This is a genomic window from Noviherbaspirillum saxi, from assembly GCF_003591035.1.
Lineage (GTDB): Bacteria > Pseudomonadota > Gammaproteobacteria > Burkholderiales > Burkholderiaceae_D > Noviherbaspirillum > Noviherbaspirillum saxi.
In genome coordinates this window covers 1552325-1573861 of the sequence record NZ_QYUO01000002.1, presented here as the reverse complement: position 1 = coordinate 1573861, position 21537 = coordinate 1552325, and the positions used below count along the sequence as shown (strand labels likewise).

Below are 21537 nucleotides of genomic sequence, written 5' to 3'. Positions count from 1 at the left end.
GATCCGAACGGGTCTGTAGCTCAGTTGGTTAGAGCACCGTGTTGATAACGCGGGGGTCGTTGGTTCGAGCCCAACCAGACCCACCATCAAAGTTTCGGGGGTTTAGCTCAGCTGGGAGAGCACCTGCTTTGCAAGCAGGGGGTCGTCGGTTCGATCCCGTCAACCTCCACCACTTCTTTGAGACATCAAACCTAAGTCGGGGCGCCGTGGGGCGCGGGCGATTTAGGTTTGATCTTTTGAGATCATTGGCTGTTTTTGTTCTTTAACAATCTGGAAGAAGTAGTAAAGAATTTATCAGTATGGACTGATGCGTTTGTGATGAGCGCGTTGGGAGATACTGGTGGGTTGTGATTGTATCAATCATAGGTAGGAAAGAGTTCTCGTGGTGACACGCGAGTAGTCTGGACTACGGCATATTCAAACTCATACTTTATAACGGGATTCTGGCGACAGAAGCCAACGTTATAGGGACAAGCGAATAAGTGCACATGGTGGATGCCTTGGCGATATCAGGCGATGAAGGACGTAGTAGCTTGCGATAAGCTGCGGGGAGCGAGCAAACACGCATTGATCCGCAGATTTCCGAATGGGGAAACCCGGCCCTTTGGGTCATCACTCACTGAATACATAGGTGTGTGAAGCGAACGCGGCGAACTGAAACATCTAAGTAGCTGCAGGAAAAGAAATCAACCGAGATTCCCAAAGTAGTGGCGAGCGAAATGGGAACAGCCTGCAAGATTTAGCAGTAGCGATAGCAAAACGGATTGGAAACTCCGGCCACAGAGGGTGATAGCCCCGTATGCGAAATCGGTATTGTGGAACTAGGCTTGCGACAAGTAGGGCGGGGCACGTGAAACCTTGTCTGAACATGGGGGGACCATCCTCCAAGGCTAAATACTCGATATCGACCGATAGTGAACCAGTACCGTGAGGGAAAGGCGAAAAGAACCCCGGAAGGGGAGTGAAATAGATCCTGAAACCGTGTGCATACAAACAGTAGGAGCCTCGCAAGGGGTGACTGCGTACCTTTTGTATAATGGGTCAGCGACTTACATTCAGTGGCAAGCTTAACCGAATAGGGAAGGCGTAGCGAAAGCGAGTCCGAACAGGGCGATTTCAGTCGCTGGGTGTAGACCCGAAACCAAGTGATCTACTCATGGCCAGGATGAAGGTGCCGTAACAGGTACTGGAGGTCCGAACCCACTAACGTTGAAAAGTTAGGGGATGAGCTGTGGGTAGGGGTGAAAGGCTAAACAAACTTGGAAATAGCTGGTTCTCTCCGAAAACTATTTAGGTAGTGCCTCAAGTATCACCACCGGGGGTAGAGCACTGTTATGGCTAGGGGGTCATCGCGACTTACCAAACCATTGCAAACTCCGAATACCGGTGAGTGCGAGCTTGGGAGACAGACGTCGGGTGCTAACGTCCGGCGTCAAGAGGGAAACAACCCAGACCGCCAGCTAAGGTCCCCAAGATTGGCTAAGTGGAAAACGAAGTGGGAAGGCTAAAACAGTCAGGAGGTTGGCTTAGAAGCAGCCATCCTTTAAAGAAAGCGTAATAGCTCACTGATCGAGTCGTCCTGCGCGGAAGATGTAACGGGGCTAAGCCAGTCACCGAAGCTGCGGATCTGCAGTAATGCAGATGGTAGGAGAGCGTTCTGTAAGCCTGCGAAGGTGTCTTGTAAAGGATGCTGGAGGTATCAGAAGTGCGAATGCTGACATGAGTAGCGATAATGCGGGTGAAAGGCCCGCACGCCGTAAGCCCAAGGTTTCCTGTTCAACGTTCATCGGAGCAGGGTGAGTCGGCCCCTAAGGCGAGGCAGAGATGCGTAGCTGATGGGAAGCAGGTTAATATTCCTGCACCGTCGTTAGATGCGATGGGGGGACGGATCGCGGAAGGTTGTCCGGGTGTTGGATGTCCCGGTTTGTGCATCGAAGAAGGCGCCTAGGCAAATCCGGGCGCGCAATTCAAGGGTGTGCGACGAGTGGCCTTGTGCCGCGAAGCAATCGGAAGTGGTTCCAAGAAAAGCCTCTAAGCTTCAGTCTAACGAGACCGTACCGCAAACCGACACAGGTGGGCGAGATGAGTATTCTAAGGCGCTTGAGAGAACTCGGGAGAAGGAACTCGGCAAATTGGTACCGTAACTTCGGGATAAGGTACGCCCTGGTAGTTTGAAGGCCCTGCGGCCTGAGGATGAAGGGGTTGCAATAAACTGGTGGCTGCGACTGTTTAATAAAAACACAGCACTCTGCAAACACGAAAGTGGACGTATAGGGTGTGACGCCTGCCCGGTGCTGGAAGATTAAATGATGGGGTGCAAGCTCTTGATTGAAGTCCCAGTAAACGGCGGCCGTAACTATAACGGTCCTAAGGTAGCGAAATTCCTTGTCGGGTAAGTTCCGACCTGCACGAATGGCGTAACGATGGCCACACTGTCTCCTCCCGAGACTCAGCGAAGTTGAAATGTTTGTGATGATGCAATCTACCCGCGGCTAGACGGAAAGACCCCATGAACCTTTACTGTAGCTTTGCATTGGACTTTGAACCAATCTGTGTAGGATAGGTGGGAGGCTATGAAGCGGTGACGCCAGTTGCCGTGGAGCCAACCTTGAAATACCACCCTGGTTTGTTTGAGGTTCTAACCTTGGTCCGTTATCCGGATCGGGGACAGTGCATGGTAGGCAGTTTGACTGGGGCGGTCTCCTCCCAAAGTGTAACGGAGGAGTTCGAAGGTACGCTAGGTACGGTCGGACATCGTGCTAATAGTGCAATGGCATAAGCGTGCTTAACTGCGAGACTGACAAGTCGAGCAGGTACGAAAGTAGGACATAGTGATCCGGTGGTTCTGTATGGAAGGGCCATCGCTCAACGGATAAAAGGTACTCTGGGGATAACAGGCTGATTCCTCCCAAGAGTTCATATCGACGGGGGAGTTTGGCACCTCGATGTCGGCTCATCACATCCTGGGGCTGTAGCCGGTCCCAAGGGTATGGCTGTTCGCCATTTAAAGTGGTACGTGAGCTGGGTTTAAAACGTCGTGAGACAGTTTGGTCCCTATCTGCCGTGGGCGTTGGAAGTTTGAGGGGGGCTGCTCCTAGTACGAGAGGACCGGAGTGGACGAACCTCTGGTGTACCGGTTGTCACGCCAGTGGCATTGCCGGGTAGCTAAGTTCGGAAGAGATAACCGCTGAAAGCATCTAAGCGGGAAACTTGCCTCAAGATGAGACTTCCCCAGGCCTTGAGCCTGCTAAAGGGTCGTTCGAGACCAGGACGTTGATAGGCTGGGTGTGGAAGCGCAGTAATGCGTTAAGCTAACCAGTACTAATTGCCCGTGCGGCTTGTCCCTATAACCTTGGTAGTTATACACAAGTATGAAGCGTATGCCCGATTGGACATCACGCCCGCCAAAATAAGCGCAGAACCCCTGCGCACTACTTCTTCCCAGATTGCGTTGTTTGACGGATTAGCAATAACGATCCTGCAAGCAACACTACCAGTTATGCCTGATGACCATAGCGAGTCGGTCCCACCCCTTCCCATCCCGAACAGGACCGTGAAACGACTTCGCGCCGATGATAGTGCTGCAACCAGTGTGAAAGTAGGTCATCGTCAGGCTCGTACCCCCCAAAACGCCTCCAGCTTAACCGCCGGGGGCGTTTTACTTTGTGCACTCCACGCACCAAGCACCACCGCGCTCCCCCTGCCTCGCTTCCAACCCGCCACCGCTTCCCGATTCCGGCAGCAGCGCACGTCCCGTACGTCGCCGTCATGCTGCTCGCCTCGTCAAGGCTATGCGGTGAATTGGATCGCGCCCGATGCAAAATACCAAGCAAGGGCGCAACACGAAAAACACGACTATCAATACAGTTGCAAATAGGTATTGCCCGTAAGAGCATGCAATCCCTCACTAACGCGCTCGGCTGTACAACTCATTTGCCTTTTCCCCAAGTTCAGCGTCGGTAACATAGGCATCGCTATTGCGGCTTTCGCAACGTGCTCAATCCGCCGCTACTCTAGTCTTTCTCAGATTGGCATTGAACATTGAAATGAATCAGCCAGCCAGTTCGATGTCTTAATATTGTCGACAGTCCTGACAGCGAAAAGCCGGCCTATGGAAAAGCACGAAATTTCGATCGAAGACCTGGAGCGACTTGCGGCAAACATGGCACAACGGATTCCGGATCTGGAATGTCCCGAATGTTGCGACGATGGCTGGGTTCACCAATATGTCGAGCTCAGTGCGCAACTGTATCAAGATGAATGGGAATGGTCTTGCCTCGCTCTCGCATTTACCCAATACCGATTAACAAAAAACAATGGAAACTCAGGTATTAAATAGCGTGCAGGTCGATGCAAGGCCGTTCAGAACAGTCTATCGCAGATAGTTTTCGTGCAGAGCGAAAACGTTTCCAGATTGAATCTACAAAGACTGATTCTTGGTATCTTCTAAAAATTGAAGCGATCTTAGTCTGAGTGACATCGACAAAGAAGCCAAACTGAATCCATTCCGATGCCAGCCGGGTAATGAAGCGATATGTAATCCGTGGGCGCCTTGCCTATGACCTTCCGCCGATCCGATCGGACAAACCTTATAACAAGCGCTCGCTAGTCGCTACGTTGCCACATGACGATCTGGATCTTTTGTATCAATGGTTTGTTGAACGGCAATACGGACAGGCATTGCGTCTGAATCGACCGATATTCGGCACTCATGTGACCATAGTCCGGCATGGTGAAGATATTCCGAATATGGAGTACTGGGGCAAATATGAAGGCCTTGAGGTGGATATTGAATATGATGTCGGCGTCCGCAATCACTTCGACTTCTGGTCGCTACCTGTATATAGCGACTGGTTTCAGCAAGTTCGGCGGGAGCTTGGGCTAGCGCGTGAACCGGATTTCCATATCACCATCGGACGCCAGTTCGATTGGCAACCGATTCCGGCAAGTGCACGTCGCTATGGACACGAACAAAGAGCCGAGCGACACCCGCGGGAGGGCGCTGACCACCATTCATCGTAGCAACTTTCGGACGAATGTCCGAGTAATTACACACCCACGGCCGCGAAAACCTTTTCGCGTTGAATTTTGCCAGCACAACTTGCCTTACCAACGAGCCTGTGCCAGTTCCAATGTCATCTCATACGATGGCGCGTTCCTGCTCGGCAGGTATGCAAGCCCGGAGACTGGCAATTGGTAGAGACGCCACGCTTATTGGACTTAACATGTGGTTTAAGTCCTCAAGCCCAAGGCAACTTGCATATTGTCATTCATTCGGATGCGGTTGATATGATGCATTGCAAGGAAGTGAACATCCCCGGTCAAGGGAATGCCCAATGCATACATCTGCATAAAACGATGGAGACTGAATTTTGAAGGTGTCGCAGGCCATCGCTTCCATCGCCGAGGCGCTTTATCGTCGGATTCGACGATATACCGTAATCGCACTCAATCCGGCGGAGCGCACGCTGATACGCTTTAAAGCCGCGATGCAGGGAGTGCTCTTTCTGGCGTCGATCGGTTTGCTGCTATTGATCCTCTATGCGGTTGTCCTTATCCCCTTGACGCCAAGTACTGCGGATCTGCGCAAGGCAAAATCGGAAAAGCCAAGTGTGCTGATTTCTTCCGATGGCAAGCAGCTGGCGGTGTTCAATCGCTTGAATCGGGAATGGACTCCAATAAACCGAGTTGCTCCGCATGTTGTTAATGCGCTGATCGCAACCGAGGACCATCGCTTCTACCAGCATCGTGGCGTTGAGCCAATGCGCATGGCGGTTGGTGCAGTGCGTGCACTGATCGGCGATCCGGAAGGTGGCTCCACGTTGACGCAGCAACTGGCGCGCAATATGTTCCCGGACGAAATCGGACGCCAGCGCACCGTCACACGCAAGATCAAGGAAATCATTACCGCGTTGAAGATTGAGCAGGCATATACCAAGCGCGAGATTCTTGAAAGCTATCTGAACACGGTGCCGTTTCTCTATAACGCGTTCGGCATTGAAATGGCAGCTCGTACCTATTTCGACAAGCCCGCCAGCAAGCTCAGCCTGCTTGAAAGCGCCACACTGGTGGGGATGTTGAAGGGAACCAGCTACTACAACCCGGTGCTCAATCCCGAACGTGCGGTAAAGCGTCGTAATGTAGTGCTATCGCAGATGGTCAAGCACAAACTGCTGAGCCAGGAAAGCTTCGATGCAATCAAGGCCAGGCCTGTGGTGCTCGACTTCGAACGGCAACAGGAAGCGCTTGGACCGGCGCCGCACTTCACCCAGCAATTGCGGAAATGGTTGATCGAATGGGCAGACCGCAATGACTACAACATTTATCAGGATGGATTGATCGTCTACACGACGATCGATACGCGCATGCAGGCGCTCGCAAACCGGGCGGTCAATCGACAGATGGAAGCCTTGCAGGCGGTGGCGGATGTGGAGTGGGCAAGCAGTGCCGAGCGACTCCTGTCGACCAGCACGTCGGCGTATGTCGAGCGGCGCGCGCGCGTTCAGAAGTTCTCCCATTTCTGGAACAGCCGTACCGACCTGATGAATGCGTTTATCCGAGAGTCACCTTCCTACCGGCGTGCCATAAACGAGGGTGTAGAACCAGAACAGATATTGACGCAATTACGAAACGATCCTGACTTCATCCTACGGCTGAAAGACCAAAAAACGCGTCTGGAAGCTGGGTTCATTGCAATCGATCCGGTCAATGCCCATGTCAAGGCGTGGGTGGGTAGCCGCGATTTCGGCACCGATCAATATGACCATGTCGGCCAGGCGAGGCGGCAGCCGGGTTCGACATTCAAACCCTTTGTGTACGGAGCGGCTCTGGAAAAAGGCATGTCGCCCAGCAAGCAATTCCTGGATGCGCCGGTCGACATCCCCTTATCCAACGGATCAGTCTGGCGGCCTGCCGATATCGTTGCGCCCAGTGGTCGCATGATGTCGGCGCGCGATGGTCTCGTGTACTCCAAAAACACTATTACCGCGCGTGTGATGCTTGAAACCGGGCCGGGACAAATTGCGTCTCTTGCACAAAAGATGGGCGTCAATCAAAGTCGCCTAGACCCGGTCCCGTCGCTGTCGCTCGGTACCAGCCCGGTCACCTTGTTCGAAATGACCACTGCGTATCTGACAATCGCATCGCGCGGCGAGTACCGCAAGCCGGTTCTGGTCACACGTATTACCGACAAGGCCGGCAATACGCTTGCTACGTTCGATAGCAAGCGTCAGGCGGTGATTTCGGGCGAAACGGCGGATCAGTTGATCGATATGATGCGTGGTGCGGTCAATCAGGGCACCGGGCAATGGCTGCGGTCACGCTTCGGGATTCGCGCTGACGTCGCCGGGAAGACGGGCACCACGCAAGACAACACCGATGGCTGGTTCATCCTGATGCACCCGCGTTTGGTTGCAGGCTCTTGGGTCGGTTTCAATGATGCGCGCGTCAGCATGCGCAGCACGCATTGGGGGCAGGGCGCTCATAACGCACTGCTGCTGGTCGGCGACTTTTGCCAGCAGGCGTTCAATGCGCGGCTGGTGGATCCCGCACTGCAATTTTCCAAGCCGAGTGAGTCTATATTCGACGATATTCTTCATGTGTTCCGGCGCATTTTCGAGCCTGACCACAATCCACCTGCTCAACCTGCACCCCCGCCCAAGGAAACCGATGGCTCGGTCCTGGATACGCTGGATCGCCTGCTCAAGCAAATGCGCGAAGTGGAAAAGACTTACCATGAGTGGCGGCAGCGTGTGGAAGACATCGCGGCTAGCATTCGAAAATTCATCGACTGGATCAATCCGCTTTAGCCTCTTTCTTGCGGCCTGCCTCCATTCACGGCTCGATCGCTATGCCTACCACCGGTTCGCCCGAGTCGATTTTTCCGATCATGCTGGCCTTGCCGCTATCGAGATCGATTTCATACCATGACGAGGACTTTTCCCCTGACCTGGTGATAGCGGTGAAGGCAGCACCGGAAATATCGGCAATGTCGAAAGACGCACGTTCGAATGCACCGATACCCAGCGGGCCGACGCTCAGCAGTTGTCCGGTGTTGGGAGAAATCGCCGGGCCCTTGCCTTCACGCGTGCCCTGAGTGACGAGCATGCCTTGCGCCGCGTCGATTGCGAAGTTGGTCGTGATTTTCTCGTCCTGCTTGTTATAGGTATAGGCTGCGGCGACAGCTGCCGGCTTTTTGCCCGCATTCGGATCGGTGCCGGAATATGCCAGGTTGCCATCCAGCTGAACACCTGGCGTATTCGGATCTCCATCGACGACAGCGCCGGTGTCGGGATGTACGCGCAGGTTCTGACCGCTGTTGCTGACGATGCGTATGCGATCGACGGTAGGATTGAAGTCAACTCCGAATTCCGTACCCGTCAGGCTTACCGCAATCGGTCCGGAACCGATCATCTGGACGGCACCGCTGGAAGGAGTGATGCGGTACAGGCGGACGCTGCTGCCCAATGCATACAGCCAGCCTTTGACAACCCGGTAATCGATGCCGGTGATGGTTTCGCCGTTTTGAAGGCCGTTCAGCGGTTTGCGCGACAGCAGCTTTTGCGGTTGTCCGGCATTAAAGCTGATCAACTGGTTCGACGAAGTCACCGCATAAACGGTTTCCTTGCGCATCGCGCCAACCGGTTCTTCAATCGTTGCACATGCCGTCAGCGCGGCGGCGGCGGCAAAGAGGATAAGGTGCGACGCTGCGGACCGCTGCCGGTTGTACGAAGATGGGGAATGTTGCATTGGCATCTACTTGGATGACGGACTAAGGATAAGGCATGGTACACGATGTGTACCATGCCTTGCCGACGCTATTTGTACAGCAGTTCAGGCAACCACAATCCGATTGCCGGGAACATGTACAGCAGTACCAATGCGATGACCTGAATTCCCATGAAAGGCAACATGCCCATGAAAATCTGGTTCAAGGTGACATGCGGGGGCGACACCCCTTTCAGATAAAAGGCCGACATGGCGACCGGCGGCGACAGGAAGGCGGTTTGCAGATTCATCGCGACCAGCAGGCCGAAGAACAGCGGATCGATATTGAAGTGCGGAAGCAAGGGAATAAAGATCGGCATGAAGATCACGATGATCTCGGTCCATTCGAGCGGCCAGCCGAGCAGGAAGATCACCACTTGTGCAAGGATCATGAACTGCAGCGGCGTGAGATCCATCGACAAGACCCAATTGTTGATGATTTCCTGACCGCCCAGCAGCGCGAACGCTGCAGAGAAAATACTCGATCCGACGAATAGCCAGCACACCATCGCACTGGTCTTGGCAGCTAGGAATACCGATTCCTTCAATACATCGCGATTAAGCCTTCGGTATGCCGCTGCCAACACCAAGCCTCCCATGGAACCCATGGCAGCGGCTTCGGTAGGCGTTGCAAGACCAAAGACAATCGCCCCAAGTACGGCAAGGATCAATATTGCCAGCGGGAAGAAAGAAGCCAGCAGCATCTTGAATATTTCAAAGCGTGCATAGCTCAGGAGTACATAAAATGCCAGTACCGCCGCCAGGAAGAGGCCAAAGGTGATCCAGTAACCCTGTGGAGCGGGTTTCGATTGCGCCGCGGTATCAGGCTGTTCAACTGTCGCCGGTGGTTTTGCCTGCGTATCGGATGCATTTGGTTGTGCAGCCTGCGCAGCAGGGGGCGCTTCCCTCGGCGGTTCGGTCAAGCCCCCTTCGCTCGGCGGTTCCGCGAGTCCGCCCTCGACAGGTGGCTCAGCCAGGCCGCCTTCATTCGACGATGAGGAATCGGACCCCATGCCGATGCCCATTTCGATCACCTCGTCCTGGGATTCGGGCGCTGCCTTTGTCACGGCCTGGTAAGTGAAACCCATGATCAGTGCGAATGCCAGCGCAGGAAGCAAGGCAATGCCGAGTTGTGACAGCAGCGTCGCCGCAGGCACGCCTGCGTTGCGTTTACCCTTCAGTGCCGCGACGAATCCGCCGATTGCATGGTTGCCGCCGCCAGTCATGAGTGCGCGGGAATATGCGGGCAATGCAACTTCCCGGTCTGCGGGAGCGAGAGGCGGCGCCCAATCGGGCTTGAGTTTCGCCACGATAATGACATAGGCGACGTACAACAACGCAAGCATGATGCCGGGGAAGAAAGCGCCCGCATACAGCTTCACCACGGACACGCCAGCAGTAGCTCCATACACGATGAGCAAGACCGAAGGCGGGATAAGGATGCCAAGACAGCCGCCGGCGGTAATCGAGCCCGCAGCCAGTTTCACGCTATATCCGGCCTTCAGCATCGCGGGCATTGCAAGCAGACCCATCAGCGTCACGACAGCGCCGACAATGCCGGTTGCAGTCGCAAAAATCGCGCAAGTGACGATGGTCGCGACCGCAAGCGAACCCGGCACGCGCGCCATTGCCAGATGCAGACTGCGAAACAGCTTGTCGATCAGATTGGCGCGCTCGACCAGATATCCCATGAAGACAAACAGCGGCACTGATATGAGCACATCATTGGCCATGACCGAATAGGCACGCTGCACCATCAGGTCCAGCGTCTGTTGCACTGCTATATCCGGATTGACATCGCGATAAGCGAACCAGGTAAACATCACGCCCATACCCATGAGCGTGAATGCGGTGGGAAAGCCGAGCATGATGGCGATCACGATGAGCCCCAGCATCAGCAAGCCGAGATGACCGTTGGTCATGTCCGAAGGCGCCGGCATCAGCACGAACAGGCCGATCACGACCATGGCCATGATGGAGATTCCGAACCATACTTCCTTCCTCATTTGTTCCCCCTGTTGTGGTCCATGGCAGACAGGTCTGCCTGGGCCGATGCCGGTTCTTTTACATTGACCATTTCTTTCAACTTGTCGACATCGACTTCCTCAACGTCCTCTTCGCGCGACGGCCATGCGCCTTCCTTGATGCACACGATGCAACGGACAATTTCCACCAGGCCTTGCGCCATGAGGAAAATTCCTGCGATCGGGATAATCATCTTGAACGGATAGAGTGGCGGACCGTTCGCCGTGATGTTCGAGTGCTCGTTGATTGCCCAGGATTCCTGGGCATATGTGTATCCCGCCCAGATCAGTGCGGCGACACCCGGAATAAAGAACAGGAAATACAGGATCAGATCCAGCGTTGCCTGTAGCCGTGGCGGAAAGAATCCGTACAATACGTCGCCGCGCACATGGCCGTTCTTTGCCAGCGTATAGGCGCCAGCCATCATGAATGCGGCGCCATACCCCATGATCATCAAATCAAACGCCCACGCATTAGGCGTGTTTAAAACATACCGCGAAAAAACTTCCCAAGAAATTTGCAAGGTGAGCACCAGGATCAGCCACGCAAAGGCGTGGCCGATCCAGGTGCTCACCCTGTCGACGGAGAGCAAGAGCTTTTGCATGTCTTGAATCCTAGAGGTGAAGACCAAATCGATTGAAGGTACTCAGCGGTGGCTCATTGTTGAGGCCGCATCGATATCCTGTGCAGAAGGCACTATCCGCAAGTGCGGATAGTGCCTTCTGCTATGGAAGGTGCACGAAATAATTTCCCGATTTGGTTCACGTCTGACGGGCGCGCTGCAGCGTTGCTCGGCGTCGCCATAGCTCGCTATGACTCCTTCTCGCGCCCCTCGGCGGGCCCCTTGCAACACATCCCGTCCGACGCGTTCAAATCGGTAACTTATTCCGTACACATTCCTAAGCCATTGTGTGACTACGTCCTATGAATACTCAGCTCTTGGTGCCGCCAGGCTTCTTACTGAAATAATGATTGAACGCCATGCGACGCGGATTGTTGGTATCCATATCCCATTTTACGGCGCGTTCGGCAAAGGTGCGCATGGATTTTTCCACTTCCTGGAACAGCGGATTGCCTTCGCGTTTCTTGGCGATGACTTCGTCCCATACCTTGAGCTGCTCTTGCAGAAACGAATCGGGTGTCTTGTAAAACTTGACGTTGTCCTTGGTCTGCAGCGCGATATAGTCCTGCGAATAGCGGTCTACGGCTTTCCACGACATATCGGACGATGAGGCTTCTACCGCGTTTTCGATGATCGCCTTGATCTTGGGCGGCAATGCGTTGTACTTGGTCTTGTTAAAGGTGATCTCAAACTGCTCCGAGCTTTGGTGAAAGCTTTGCAGCATGCATACCTTGGACACATCCGGAAAGCCCAGGATGCGATCGGAAGAGGCATTATTAAATTCGGCGCCATCCAGCAGGCCACGGTCCAGCGCAGGGACGATTTCACCTCCGGGCAATGCATTGACCGCAGCACCCATGGAAGTGAACAAATCGATCGCCAGCCCATTGGTCCGATACTTCAAGCCCTTGAAATCATCGCGTTTGGTAACCGGCTTCTTGAACCAGCCCAAGGGTTGTGTCGGCATCGGCCCGGTCAGGAAGGACACCACGTTGGCGCCGATCGAATCATACAGTTTGGCCAGCAATTCCTTGCCGCCGCCATACTTGTGCCAAGCCAAAACCATGTTCGCATCCATGCCGTAGGCCGGACCGGATGTCCACAGCGCAATCGCACTCTGTTTGCCGTAGTTATAGCCCATGACGCCATGGCCGCCGTCGAGTGTGCCCTTGGACACTGCGTCGAGCAGACCGAATGCCGGCACGACCGCACCTGCCGGCAAGATCTCGATCTTGAGTTCGCCGCCGGTCATGTCGTTCACTTTCTTGGCGAAGTCGTTTGCATATTCATGGAAGATGTCCTTGCTTGGCCACGTACTCTGGAATCGGAATTGTGTAGCCGTCTGCGCGGTGGCGACCATCGGGAAGGCAAGCGCCGTCGTGCTGGCGGCCGCGGTTCCGAGGAAGCGGCGACGAGAAGGGGCTTGTCCAGCTTTCTTAACGTGTTTCATGCTTCGTCTCCTGATATTGGCGTTAGGGTTATATGTCGTCTCCCGTCGCATAAAAAACAATTTACGGCGCGTGACGAACCCCTCAAGATTGCGCTAGCGCTTTCTTTAGTCAAGCCGCATCGCAACATTGAAATACCGATAAAATAATGGCCTTCTTTTTAAGGTAGGTCGGGCATTTCTGGTATGAAACCCGGCCCTGCATTCCTGTTGGCCGTTCGGGACTTGAACAAGCGTGATGGTGGTGCGATAGGTCAATACATGATGTCTATCGGCTCAAGAATGGCGCGTTCGAGTTCGAACGTGCTGAACATGATCTTGTACATCATTGTCTAATTCGAATCTCCGGGACTGGTCTTGATCCGCGTCGATACTGCGGATACGATGCTGCACAAGGTCCGCAGCTCGATGAATTGAAGCGGAGCCGGATGGGCCGGCAAATCAATGCTGCCAATCGCTGTGGAGCGGCCATGAAACCAAGCATGTACATCGTGTTGCTCATCTCCATGACTCTGGCGGGCTGCGCCGTGGAACGGCCGTTCGAAGCCGACCCGGCGCCACCCGAAACGCGCGCCGTGATCCGCCAGGACGGTCCGGTGAGCGTCGCGGCGGCGGCTCTCGGGGCACAGGAAAGCCGGGATGCGCTCGGGGTATCGCTGCACGATGTCGGTATCCAGCCGATCTGGTTGCGCATCCGGAACGACGATACGGCCTCCTACTGGCTGTTTCCAATCGCCATCGACCACGACTACTTCATTCCCTCCGAAGTGCTGCGGCGCGTCGCTGGTCGGCATCCCCCGCAGGAACTGGTCACGCGCGTCGAAAACAACGCCTTGCCCGTACTCATCCCGCCGAAGAGCGTGACCTCCGGCATGATCTTCGTGCGCGTCGAAGAGGGACTCAAGGCTGTTACGGTGCAGCTCATGACGCCGGGGCATCGCCGCGATTTTCCGTTCGTGCTGGAAGTTCCCGGTTTGCACAGGCCGCCGGTCCCTTCGCAACGGCGGATTTATCCGGGCCAGACCTTGCCGGATCTGGATGACGCCGGCTTGATCGATTACGTGGCCACATTGCCGTGCTGCACCATCGGCCCCGAGGGGCAGGAGGCCGACCCGATCAATTTCGTTCTCGTCGGTTCGCTTGAACTGGTTAGGCTTGCGCTCGCCTCGCGCGGCTGGACCCTGGCGGAAGTCATGTCCAGCTCGGCCTCACTGAAGATGGTGTTCGCCTTCCTGTCCGGCAGCCGCCTGCCGTATGGCGCCGTGTCCGACCTGCGCTTCCTCGGGCGCACGCAAGACGTCGCCTATCAAAAGATCCGCGAACTCGTCGCGGAGCGCAACCATCTCCGGCTGTGGCTGGCGCCCGTGACGTGGCACGGGCAGGCGGTCTGGGCCGGACAGATCAGTCGCGACGTCGGCGTGAAACTGTCGGGCCGGTTGTGGCCGCCCACCACGCACGAAATCGATCCTTCGGTCGATGAGGCCCGGTTTTATCTGCTGCAAGACCTCATGACCTCGCAACTGGCGCAGCGGCTCTCCTATACTAAAGGCGTGGGCGCCGCCGCCAAGACGGCCCCGCGCCGCAATGCGGAGAATGACCCGTACTACACGGATGGGCTGCGGGCGATCGTGATGTTGAAAGAAAAGCGAGCCGATACATCCACCATCGAACTGTTCGGGGAGCACTATCCGGTGTCGGCGCGGCAGCTTCGGAACGAATAATCCTGACACTGCTTTCGCCGCTTGGCGCTCGACTACGAGCGGTTGACTGACACCCTGGCTGGGCTGCATTTTGTCGCCTTCGTCTGCCTCATGTTCAATAAGGCCGCCACGATGTTGGGACAAGATCCTTAACAGGTTCTAGCCAGGCTGATGACGCGGCCGACCGCGGGCGGCGTAGTTGTGTCTGTTGGAGCGTACGTCGAAATGACGTTCGAAATTCGATCCGCAAGCGCATCGAAAGTTATCTCAGCCCGTTAAAGACAGTCATCATTCGCTTAGGCGGCACATTCTTCAACAAGTGCACTTAGTCGATCTGTACGTTGAATTCCTTTACTTCGCAGTCTCGTTGATGACTACACATCTGACCCTTCCTCAATAGATTGTTTCAATAAGCGAAACAATATGTGTCGACATCGATACACATTGCGATTGCCAACGCCCCAAAGTCTGCAATGTTTCCGTAAATCTGTTCATGGTCGTTTCCTTTCGTTATGCTATGGAGACAACGGCGGAAAATATCTCTCGGGGAGGCACTCTCACGGGAAAATTGGGTTAGGCGGTAAGTATGTCGTCAGGATGTGGTCGTATCGTCGCCAATAAAATAATCAAGCAAGGGCTTGGGCAGCGCATTAAATCCGCAGGGCGACGGAATGACGCCATCAACATCATCTCGAATTAGTTTTCGATCGAAAGCACCCTACCGTTTTCTTTACACTCGATTCTTGGGATAAAGGCCATGATTGCACAATACCAAATGGACGCTTGCATCTGTACAAGTGCAGGTTCGTCGCTCTACCGCGCGCTGCGTGTGCAAGATGGCGCATCGGTCGGGTTGAAACTGCTTGATGTGGTCAGGCTGCAGCCGGCGCAGAAGGCACGTTTCAGGCGCGAGTACGAACTACTGCAATCATTGAATATCCCCGGGGTAGTGAAACCAGCCACACTGGTGGAAGAAGCAGGGCGGCCGGCAATGGTCATTGGGGACGTGGCTGGCGAATCGCTCGAATCCTTCCTGGCTCAACATCAGCTTGAGGTGTCAGTCTGCCTACGCTTGGCGTGTCAACTGGCGCGCATATTGGCCGGCCTGCATGCGGCGGGCGTCACCCATCAGGACATACGCGCCACCAATTTTTTGTTGCTGCCACAGCAATCGGGCATCCTGCTGCTCGACCTGGATCTGGCAACCGTGGGTTGGCAGCATGCCGTGGCGGATCAAGCGATCGGCGGCGATTGGGCCAGTTTGTCCCCCGAGCAAACCGGGCGCATGAATCGTCCGGTTGATTATCGGACCGACTTCTATTCGCTGGGGGTCTTGCTTTACCGGATGCTGACCGGACGGCTCCCGTTCCAAGGCGGTGATCCGCTTGAATGGGTACATTGCCACGTCGCGCGCATGCCGCCTTCACCATGCGAAGTGGCGCCCGACATTCCGCCGATCGTATCGGATATCGTGATGCGTCTGTTGGCCAAATTGCCGGAAGATCGTTATCAAAGCGCGTATGGATTACAAGCCGATCTCGAGCGCTGCCTGGCACAGTGGCAGTCGGCAGGGCGGATCGAGACATTTCCTTTGGGTACGCAAGATGTCAGCGACCGGTTTCTGATATCGCAAAAGCTGTACGGGCGAGAACGCGAAGTAGCTCAATTGCTGGCGGCATTCGAACACACGGCGGCGAACGGGCAGGCGACGCTGGCCACGGTGGCCGGCTATTCCGGCATCGGCAAGTCGTCATTGGTGCATGAACTGCTGCGGCCGATCGCGCGCGAGTGCGGTTATTTCATCTCCGGAAAGTTCGACCAGTATGCGCACGATATCCCTTACGCCACCTTGATCCAGGCCTTGCGGGAACTGGTGCAGCAGTTGCTTGCCGAAAGCAATGATCGCGTCGCCGAATGGCGCCGGCAAATACTGCAGGCAGTCGGCAACAACGGTCAGATCATCGTCGATCTTTTACCGCAGATCGAATGCATCATCGGTAAACAGCCGCCGGTGCAGGACTTTCGGCAGGCTGCGGCACAGAGCCGGTTCAATATGGTATTGCGCCAGTTCATTGGCGTATTCGCCCGCGAAACACATCCGCTCGTGTTATTCCTGGATGACTTGCAATGGATTGATGCCGCCAGCCTGACGCTGATCGAGCATCTGCTGACCCATCCGGATACCCGTTATCTGATGTTAATCGGTGCCTACCGCGACAACGAGGTGGGCGAGGCCCATCCGTTGCGTGCCTGTCTCAAGACTGTCCACGACAGCGGTGCGGCGGCCATAACGGAAATCGCGCTTTCGTCCTTGGCACCTGCACACTTGAACCAATTGGTGGCCGACACGCTGCATGCGGAGGTGTCCTCCTGCGCGCCATTGGCACAACTGATGTTTGAAAGAACCGAAGGCAACCCGTTCTTCTTCATCCAGTTCTTCCGCGCATTGCACCAGGAAGGGTTGCTGCGATGGAATGACGACAAGCGGTGCTGGCAGTGGGAACTGGCGCAGATCGAAGCCAAGGATTTCGCCGACAACGTGGTCGATTTGATGGTGGCAAAGCTGCGCCAACTGCCTGTGCCGACCCAGCAGGCATTGCACTGTGCGGCATGCCTGGGCAACCAGTTTGACCTGCGTCATCTCGCGTTGGCCGGTGGGCATGCGCAGGCTGAGGTCGAGCAACACCTGTCGCCCGCCATGCACGAAAACCTGATCGTGTGCAGCCAGGGCGGCGGCAAGTTTTTGCATGACCGTATCCAGCAGGCGGCCTACGCCCTCATTCCCGACGCGGACCCGGCACAGGTGCACCTGGAGATCGGCCGCAGGCTGGTGGCGCATCTGGCGCCGGACGAAATGACTACCCATCTGCTCGATGTCATCAACCAACTCAACCGGGGCGTGGCATGCATTTCCGACCCGGACGAGAGGGTCCAGGTTGCGGAACTCAACCTGCGCGCGGGCCGCAAGACCAAGGCATCGGCGGCCTATGCATCGGCATGCATGTATGTGGCGACCGGCATGGCACTGCTCGATCCGCCGGACTGGAACCAACACTATGCGCTGACATATGGCTTATGGATGGAACGCGCGCAGTGTGAATTCCTGTGCGGCAATCTGAACGAAACCGAACGTCTTATTGCGGAGCTGCTGCACAGGAGTGCATCCGCCACCGATCAGGCGGCCGTCTACAGTTTGAAGGTGGAACTGCATGGCGTGCTGTCGCAGAACAAGGAGGCGGTCGAAAGCTCGCTCGCCTGGCTGAATCTGCTCGGCATCGATCTACCGGCGCATCCGACAATGGAACAGTACCTTGCCGAATACGAACTGGTCTGGCGCAACCTCGAAGGGCGCACGATCGAGAGCCTGATCGATTTGCCTCTGATGACCGATCCGGAAAAAAAAGCCGCCATGCGGGTGTTTGCCGTGCTGTTTTGTCCGGCCTATTTCATCGATGAAAAATTGGCAAGCTTGATTTTGTGTCGCATGATGAACCTGAGTTTGCAATACGGAATCACTGGCGGGAGCGTGCATGGCACGGCCTGGTTCGGCGTGTTCCTCGGCTCGGTCTTCCACCGTTACCAAGAAGGATATCGTTTCGCTCAGGTAGCCTGCGCCATCGCCGACAAGCAGAACTTTCTTGACTACCGCGGGAAGGTTTATTTACCGATGGGCGGGATTAGCCCATGGACGCAGCCGATCGCGACAGCGATCGATTTCATCCAGACCACATTTCATGCCTCAGTCAAGACCGGTGATCTGATTATTGCCTGCCTTTCCGGCTCCTATCTCGTCGAAGACATGCTGTTGCGCGGCGATGCGCTCGACGCTGTGTCAATTGAGGTAGAAAAAGGCCTGGCTTTCACCCGGAAAGCCAAGTTCCGCGATATGGAAGATTTGATTGTGGGCCAGCAGCGCTTCATCGCGGCGATGCAAGGCCGGACTGCGTCCTTGTCCAGCTTCAGCGATGCGCAGTTTGACGAAGCGACGTTCGAGTCGCAGTTGACGGACGAGCGGCAGACCATGTTGATCTGCTGGTACAACATACTCAAACTACAGGCTCGCTATCTGGCGGGTGACTACGCCATGGCGATCGTAGCGGCCGATAAGGCGAAGGAGTTTCTTTGGGCCTCGGTCGGCCAGATTCAGTTGCTGGACTACCATTACTATGCCGCGCTGTCGGTGGCGGCGATATACGAGAGGACGACTGCGGACGAGCGGCCTGCATTGCGTGAACGCCTGATAGCGCACGAGGCGCAGCTGCGCGAATGGGCCGTGAATTACCCACCCACTTTCCGTGACAAACAGGTGCTGGTATCGGCCGAGATCGCCCGCATCGAAGGGCGGGACCTCGACGCCATGCACCTGTACCGGCAGGCGATTCAAGCGGCCCATGACAACGGCTTCATCCAGAATGAGGGTGTCGCTTATGAATGCGCATCCGCCTTCTACCGCACACGCGGGTTCGACGAGTTTGCCGATACATATATACGGGAAGCACGCCGCTGCTATGGACGCTGGGGTGCCGACGGCAAGGTGGCGCAGCTCGACGAGCGCCATCCGCAGTTGCGCGTGCGCATTGCGCGTAAGGACACTGCGCCGCTGGCGGGCATCGCGCAACTGGATCTGCAGTCGGTTGCCAAGGCATCGCAGGCGATATCAGGACGAATCGTGCTGGACGAGCTGATCGATACGCTCATGCGCATCATGCTTGAAAATGCGGGAGCGCAGACCGGTTGCCTATTACTGGTGCGCGGCGAAGACCTGGCACCCGTCGCCGACGCTCAGGTAATGCAGCAGGCCGTACAGGTGCAGCTGCATTTGGGCAAGACGGCTCCCACTTTGGCATTGCCCTCTGCCATCTTGAATTACGTGCGTCGCAGCGGCGAGCAGGTTCTGCTGGACGACGCCGGACAGTCCAATCCGTTTGCCACCGACCCCTATTTCGACCAGCATCGCCCCCAGTCGGTATTGTGTCTGCCCATCCTGAGGCAGGCCCGACTGGTCGGCGTACTCTACCTGGAACATGGCCTGGCCACCCATGTGTTCACGGCGCAGCGGCTGACGGTATTGCAACTGCTGGCCGGCCAAGCCGCCATTTCGCTGGAAAACGCGTTGCTGTATGCCGATCTGTTACGGGAAAACATGGAACGCAAGCGGGCCGAAGAGACCTTGCGCGAGCGCGACGCACGCATCCGCCGGCTGGTCGAATCGAACATCATCGGCATCGTGTTCTGGGATTTCCATGGGGGCATCAGCGAAGCCAACGACGCGTTTTTGCGCATGGTCGGTTACAGCAGCGCCGACCTGCGCTCGGGCATGGACCGCTGGACCGATATGACGCCGCCGGATTGCCGCGCCGCCGATGTACGGGCGCTGGAAGAAATCCGCAACACCGGAACCTGCACACCTTACGAGAAAGCTTTCCTGCGTAAAGACGGCAGTCGTGCGCCGGTACTGGTCGGCGCTGCCTTGTTCGAAGGCTCGCGGGAACAAGGCGTGGCATTCGTGCTCGATCTGACCCAACATAAGCAGGCTGAAGCGGAACGGCAGGCGCGCCAAGCCGCCGAAGCGGCCAACCAAGCAAAAAGCACGTTCCTGGCCAATATGAGCCACGAACTGCGCTCGCCGTTGAATACGATCCTCGGTTTCGCGCGCCTGCTGGCTCGTCAGCCAGCACTGCCGCGCGAAGCGATGGAAGACATCGGCATCATTCGGCGCAGCAGCGAACACTTGCAGACTCTGATCAACCAGGTACTCGACCTGTCCAAGATCGAGGCTGGTCGTGCAACGCTCAACGAGTGCGATTTCGATCTGGTATGCATGCTCGATGAATTGCAGGACATGTTCGCCTTGCGGGCCGACGACAAGGGCCTGCAACTGCTTTTCGAGCGCAGCGCCGATTTGCCGCGCTATGTACGCACCGACCAGGTGAAGCTGCGCCAAGTGTTGATCAACCTTGTCTCCAATGCGCTCAAATTCACGCAGCGAGGCAGCGTCACACTTCGCGCCGATGCGACCGTTGCCGTGTCCGGTGCCTGCCGGTTAGGGTTCGTGATTGCCGATACCGGTCCCGGTATCGAGGCGGAGGAGCTGGGCAATTTGTTCAGCGCGTTCATGCAAGCCCATGCCGGCCGGCAGGCGCAGGAAGGCAGTGGCTTGGGACTGACCATCAGTCGCAGTTTCGTGCGCCTGATGGGGGGTGAAATCCATATTGACAGCCGCGTCGGCGTCGGCACTATGGCCCGCTTCGACATTCCGGCCATGATCACCGGCGTTAACGTCGTGGCGCCGATGGAAGATACGACACGGCAGGTGACGGCGATGGTGCCCGGCCAACCGTGCTACCGCATCCTGGTGGTTGACGATCGCCCGGATTCCCGGCAGCTGGTCTCGCGGTTGTTGACGCCTATCGGTTTCGAGGTGCGCGAGGCCGGAGATGGGCAGCAGGCATTGGATATCTGGCAGGCGTGGCATCCGCATCTGATCTGGATGGATATGAAAATGCCGGTGCTCGATGGCCGCGAAGCCACACGCCGCCTGCGTGCGATGGAAAAGGACCATGCGACGGTGGTCATAGCACTGACTGCCAGCAGTTTCGAGGAAGAGCGAGCCGATATCCTGGCCGCTGGATGCGATGACTTCCTGCGCAAGCCTTTTGCCGAAGCTGATCTTTTTGGAATGCTGCAAAAGCATTTAGGTGTGCGCTTTCTTTACCGCGAGGATGTGCAGCCGGCATCCCTTCAGCTCAGTGCTTCAGGGCTGGCGCGTTTGCGGCCCCACCTGACGAGCGCGCTGCGGCATGCGCTAAGCCAGCTTGATACGAATGCGATCGATGGCATTATTGCCGCTATCCGGCACGAAGACGCCGAGCTGGCCGACGCGCTCACCGCACGAGCCAATGAATTTCAATATGAAGAGTTGTTGCAATGGGTTCGGCATGTGGACGAAACGTCCTGACGCCGGACGGGAATTGCTC

General features: G+C 56.1%; 9 protein-coding genes, 2 tRNA genes, 2 rRNA genes and 1 pseudogene. 10 read left to right on the top strand and 4 right to left on the bottom strand.

Annotated features, from left to right (window positions below):
• The first annotated feature begins 9 nt into the window (after positions 1-9).
• The 7 genes from D3871_RS22770 (at position 10) to D3871_RS22745 (ending at position 7808) form a co-directional block, all read left to right on the top strand.
• Positions 10-86, top strand: a tRNA-Ile gene (locus D3871_RS22770).
• Between the two features lie 10 nt (positions 87-96).
• Positions 97-172, top strand: a tRNA-Ala gene (locus D3871_RS22765).
• Positions 173-468: 296 nt separating this feature from the next.
• Positions 469-3346: ribosomal RNA gene (locus tag D3871_RS22760) — 23S ribosomal RNA — on the top strand.
• Positions 3347-3502: 156 nt separating this feature from the next.
• Positions 3503-3615, top strand: a 5S ribosomal RNA gene (rrf, locus tag D3871_RS22755).
• Positions 3616-4111: 496 nt separating this feature from the next.
• The gene (locus D3871_RS30015; protein WP_147376875.1) at positions 4112-4339 is read left to right on the top strand and encodes a hypothetical protein; all 228 of its coding nucleotides are present in this window, start codon (positions 4112-4114) and stop codon (positions 4337-4339) included.
• Between the two features lie 185 nt (positions 4340-4524).
• Entirely contained in the window at positions 4525-5022 is a 498-nt protein-coding gene (locus D3871_RS22750) for a hypothetical protein (protein ID WP_119771299.1), read from the top strand.
• Between the two features lie 356 nt (positions 5023-5378).
• On the top strand, positions 5379-7808 hold the full coding sequence (locus D3871_RS22745) for a penicillin-binding protein 1A (RefSeq protein ID WP_420799678.1): 2430 nt from the start codon (positions 5379-5381) through the stop codon (positions 7806-7808).
• 25 nt (positions 7809-7833) lie between these two features.
• Here the strand turns inward: D3871_RS22745 and D3871_RS22740 are convergent, their stop codons facing one another.
• The 4 genes from D3871_RS22740 to D3871_RS22725 all read right to left on the bottom strand — a co-directional run bounded on the left by D3871_RS22740 (position 7834) and on the right by D3871_RS22725 (position 12863).
• Positions 7834-8748, bottom strand: a complete 915-nt coding sequence (locus D3871_RS22740; RefSeq protein ID WP_199724863.1) for a DUF4394 domain-containing protein — start codon at positions 8746-8748, stop codon at positions 7834-7836.
• 68 nt (positions 8749-8816) lie between these two features.
• Positions 8817-10772 (bottom strand): TRAP transporter large permease, encoded by a 1956-nt coding sequence (locus tag D3871_RS22735; RefSeq protein ID WP_119771297.1) that lies wholly within the window; start codon positions 10770-10772, stop codon positions 8817-8819.
• Entirely contained in the window at positions 10769-11395 is a 627-nt protein-coding gene (locus D3871_RS22730) for a TRAP transporter small permease subunit (protein ID WP_119771296.1), read from the bottom strand. The genes D3871_RS22735 and D3871_RS22730 overlap by 4 nt, the downstream gene beginning before the upstream one ends.
• Positions 11396-11723: 328 nt before the next feature.
• Entirely contained in the window at positions 11724-12863 is a 1140-nt protein-coding gene (locus tag D3871_RS22725) for a TRAP transporter substrate-binding protein (protein WP_119771295.1), read from the bottom strand.
• Positions 12864-13330: 467 nt separating this feature from the next.
• On the opposite strand from D3871_RS22725, the gene D3871_RS22720 reads away from it, so the two are divergent.
• From D3871_RS22720 to D3871_RS22710, 3 genes and pseudogenes are all read left to right on the top strand, one after another.
• A complete protein-coding gene (locus D3871_RS22720; RefSeq protein ID WP_158598022.1) occupies positions 13331-14581 on the top strand; it encodes an LssY C-terminal domain-containing protein in 1251 nt (416 codons plus the stop codon).
• 12 nt (positions 14582-14593) lie between these two features.
• Positions 14594-14713 (top strand): annotated as a pseudogene (locus D3871_RS31055) (IS5/IS1182 family transposase); the annotation flags it as partial.
• A gap of 604 nt (positions 14714-15317) precedes the next feature.
• Positions 15318-21518, top strand: coding sequence for an AAA family ATPase (locus D3871_RS22710; RefSeq protein WP_119771293.1), 6201 nt, complete (start codon positions 15318-15320; stop codon positions 21516-21518).
• Positions 21519-21537 lie beyond the last annotated feature (19 nt).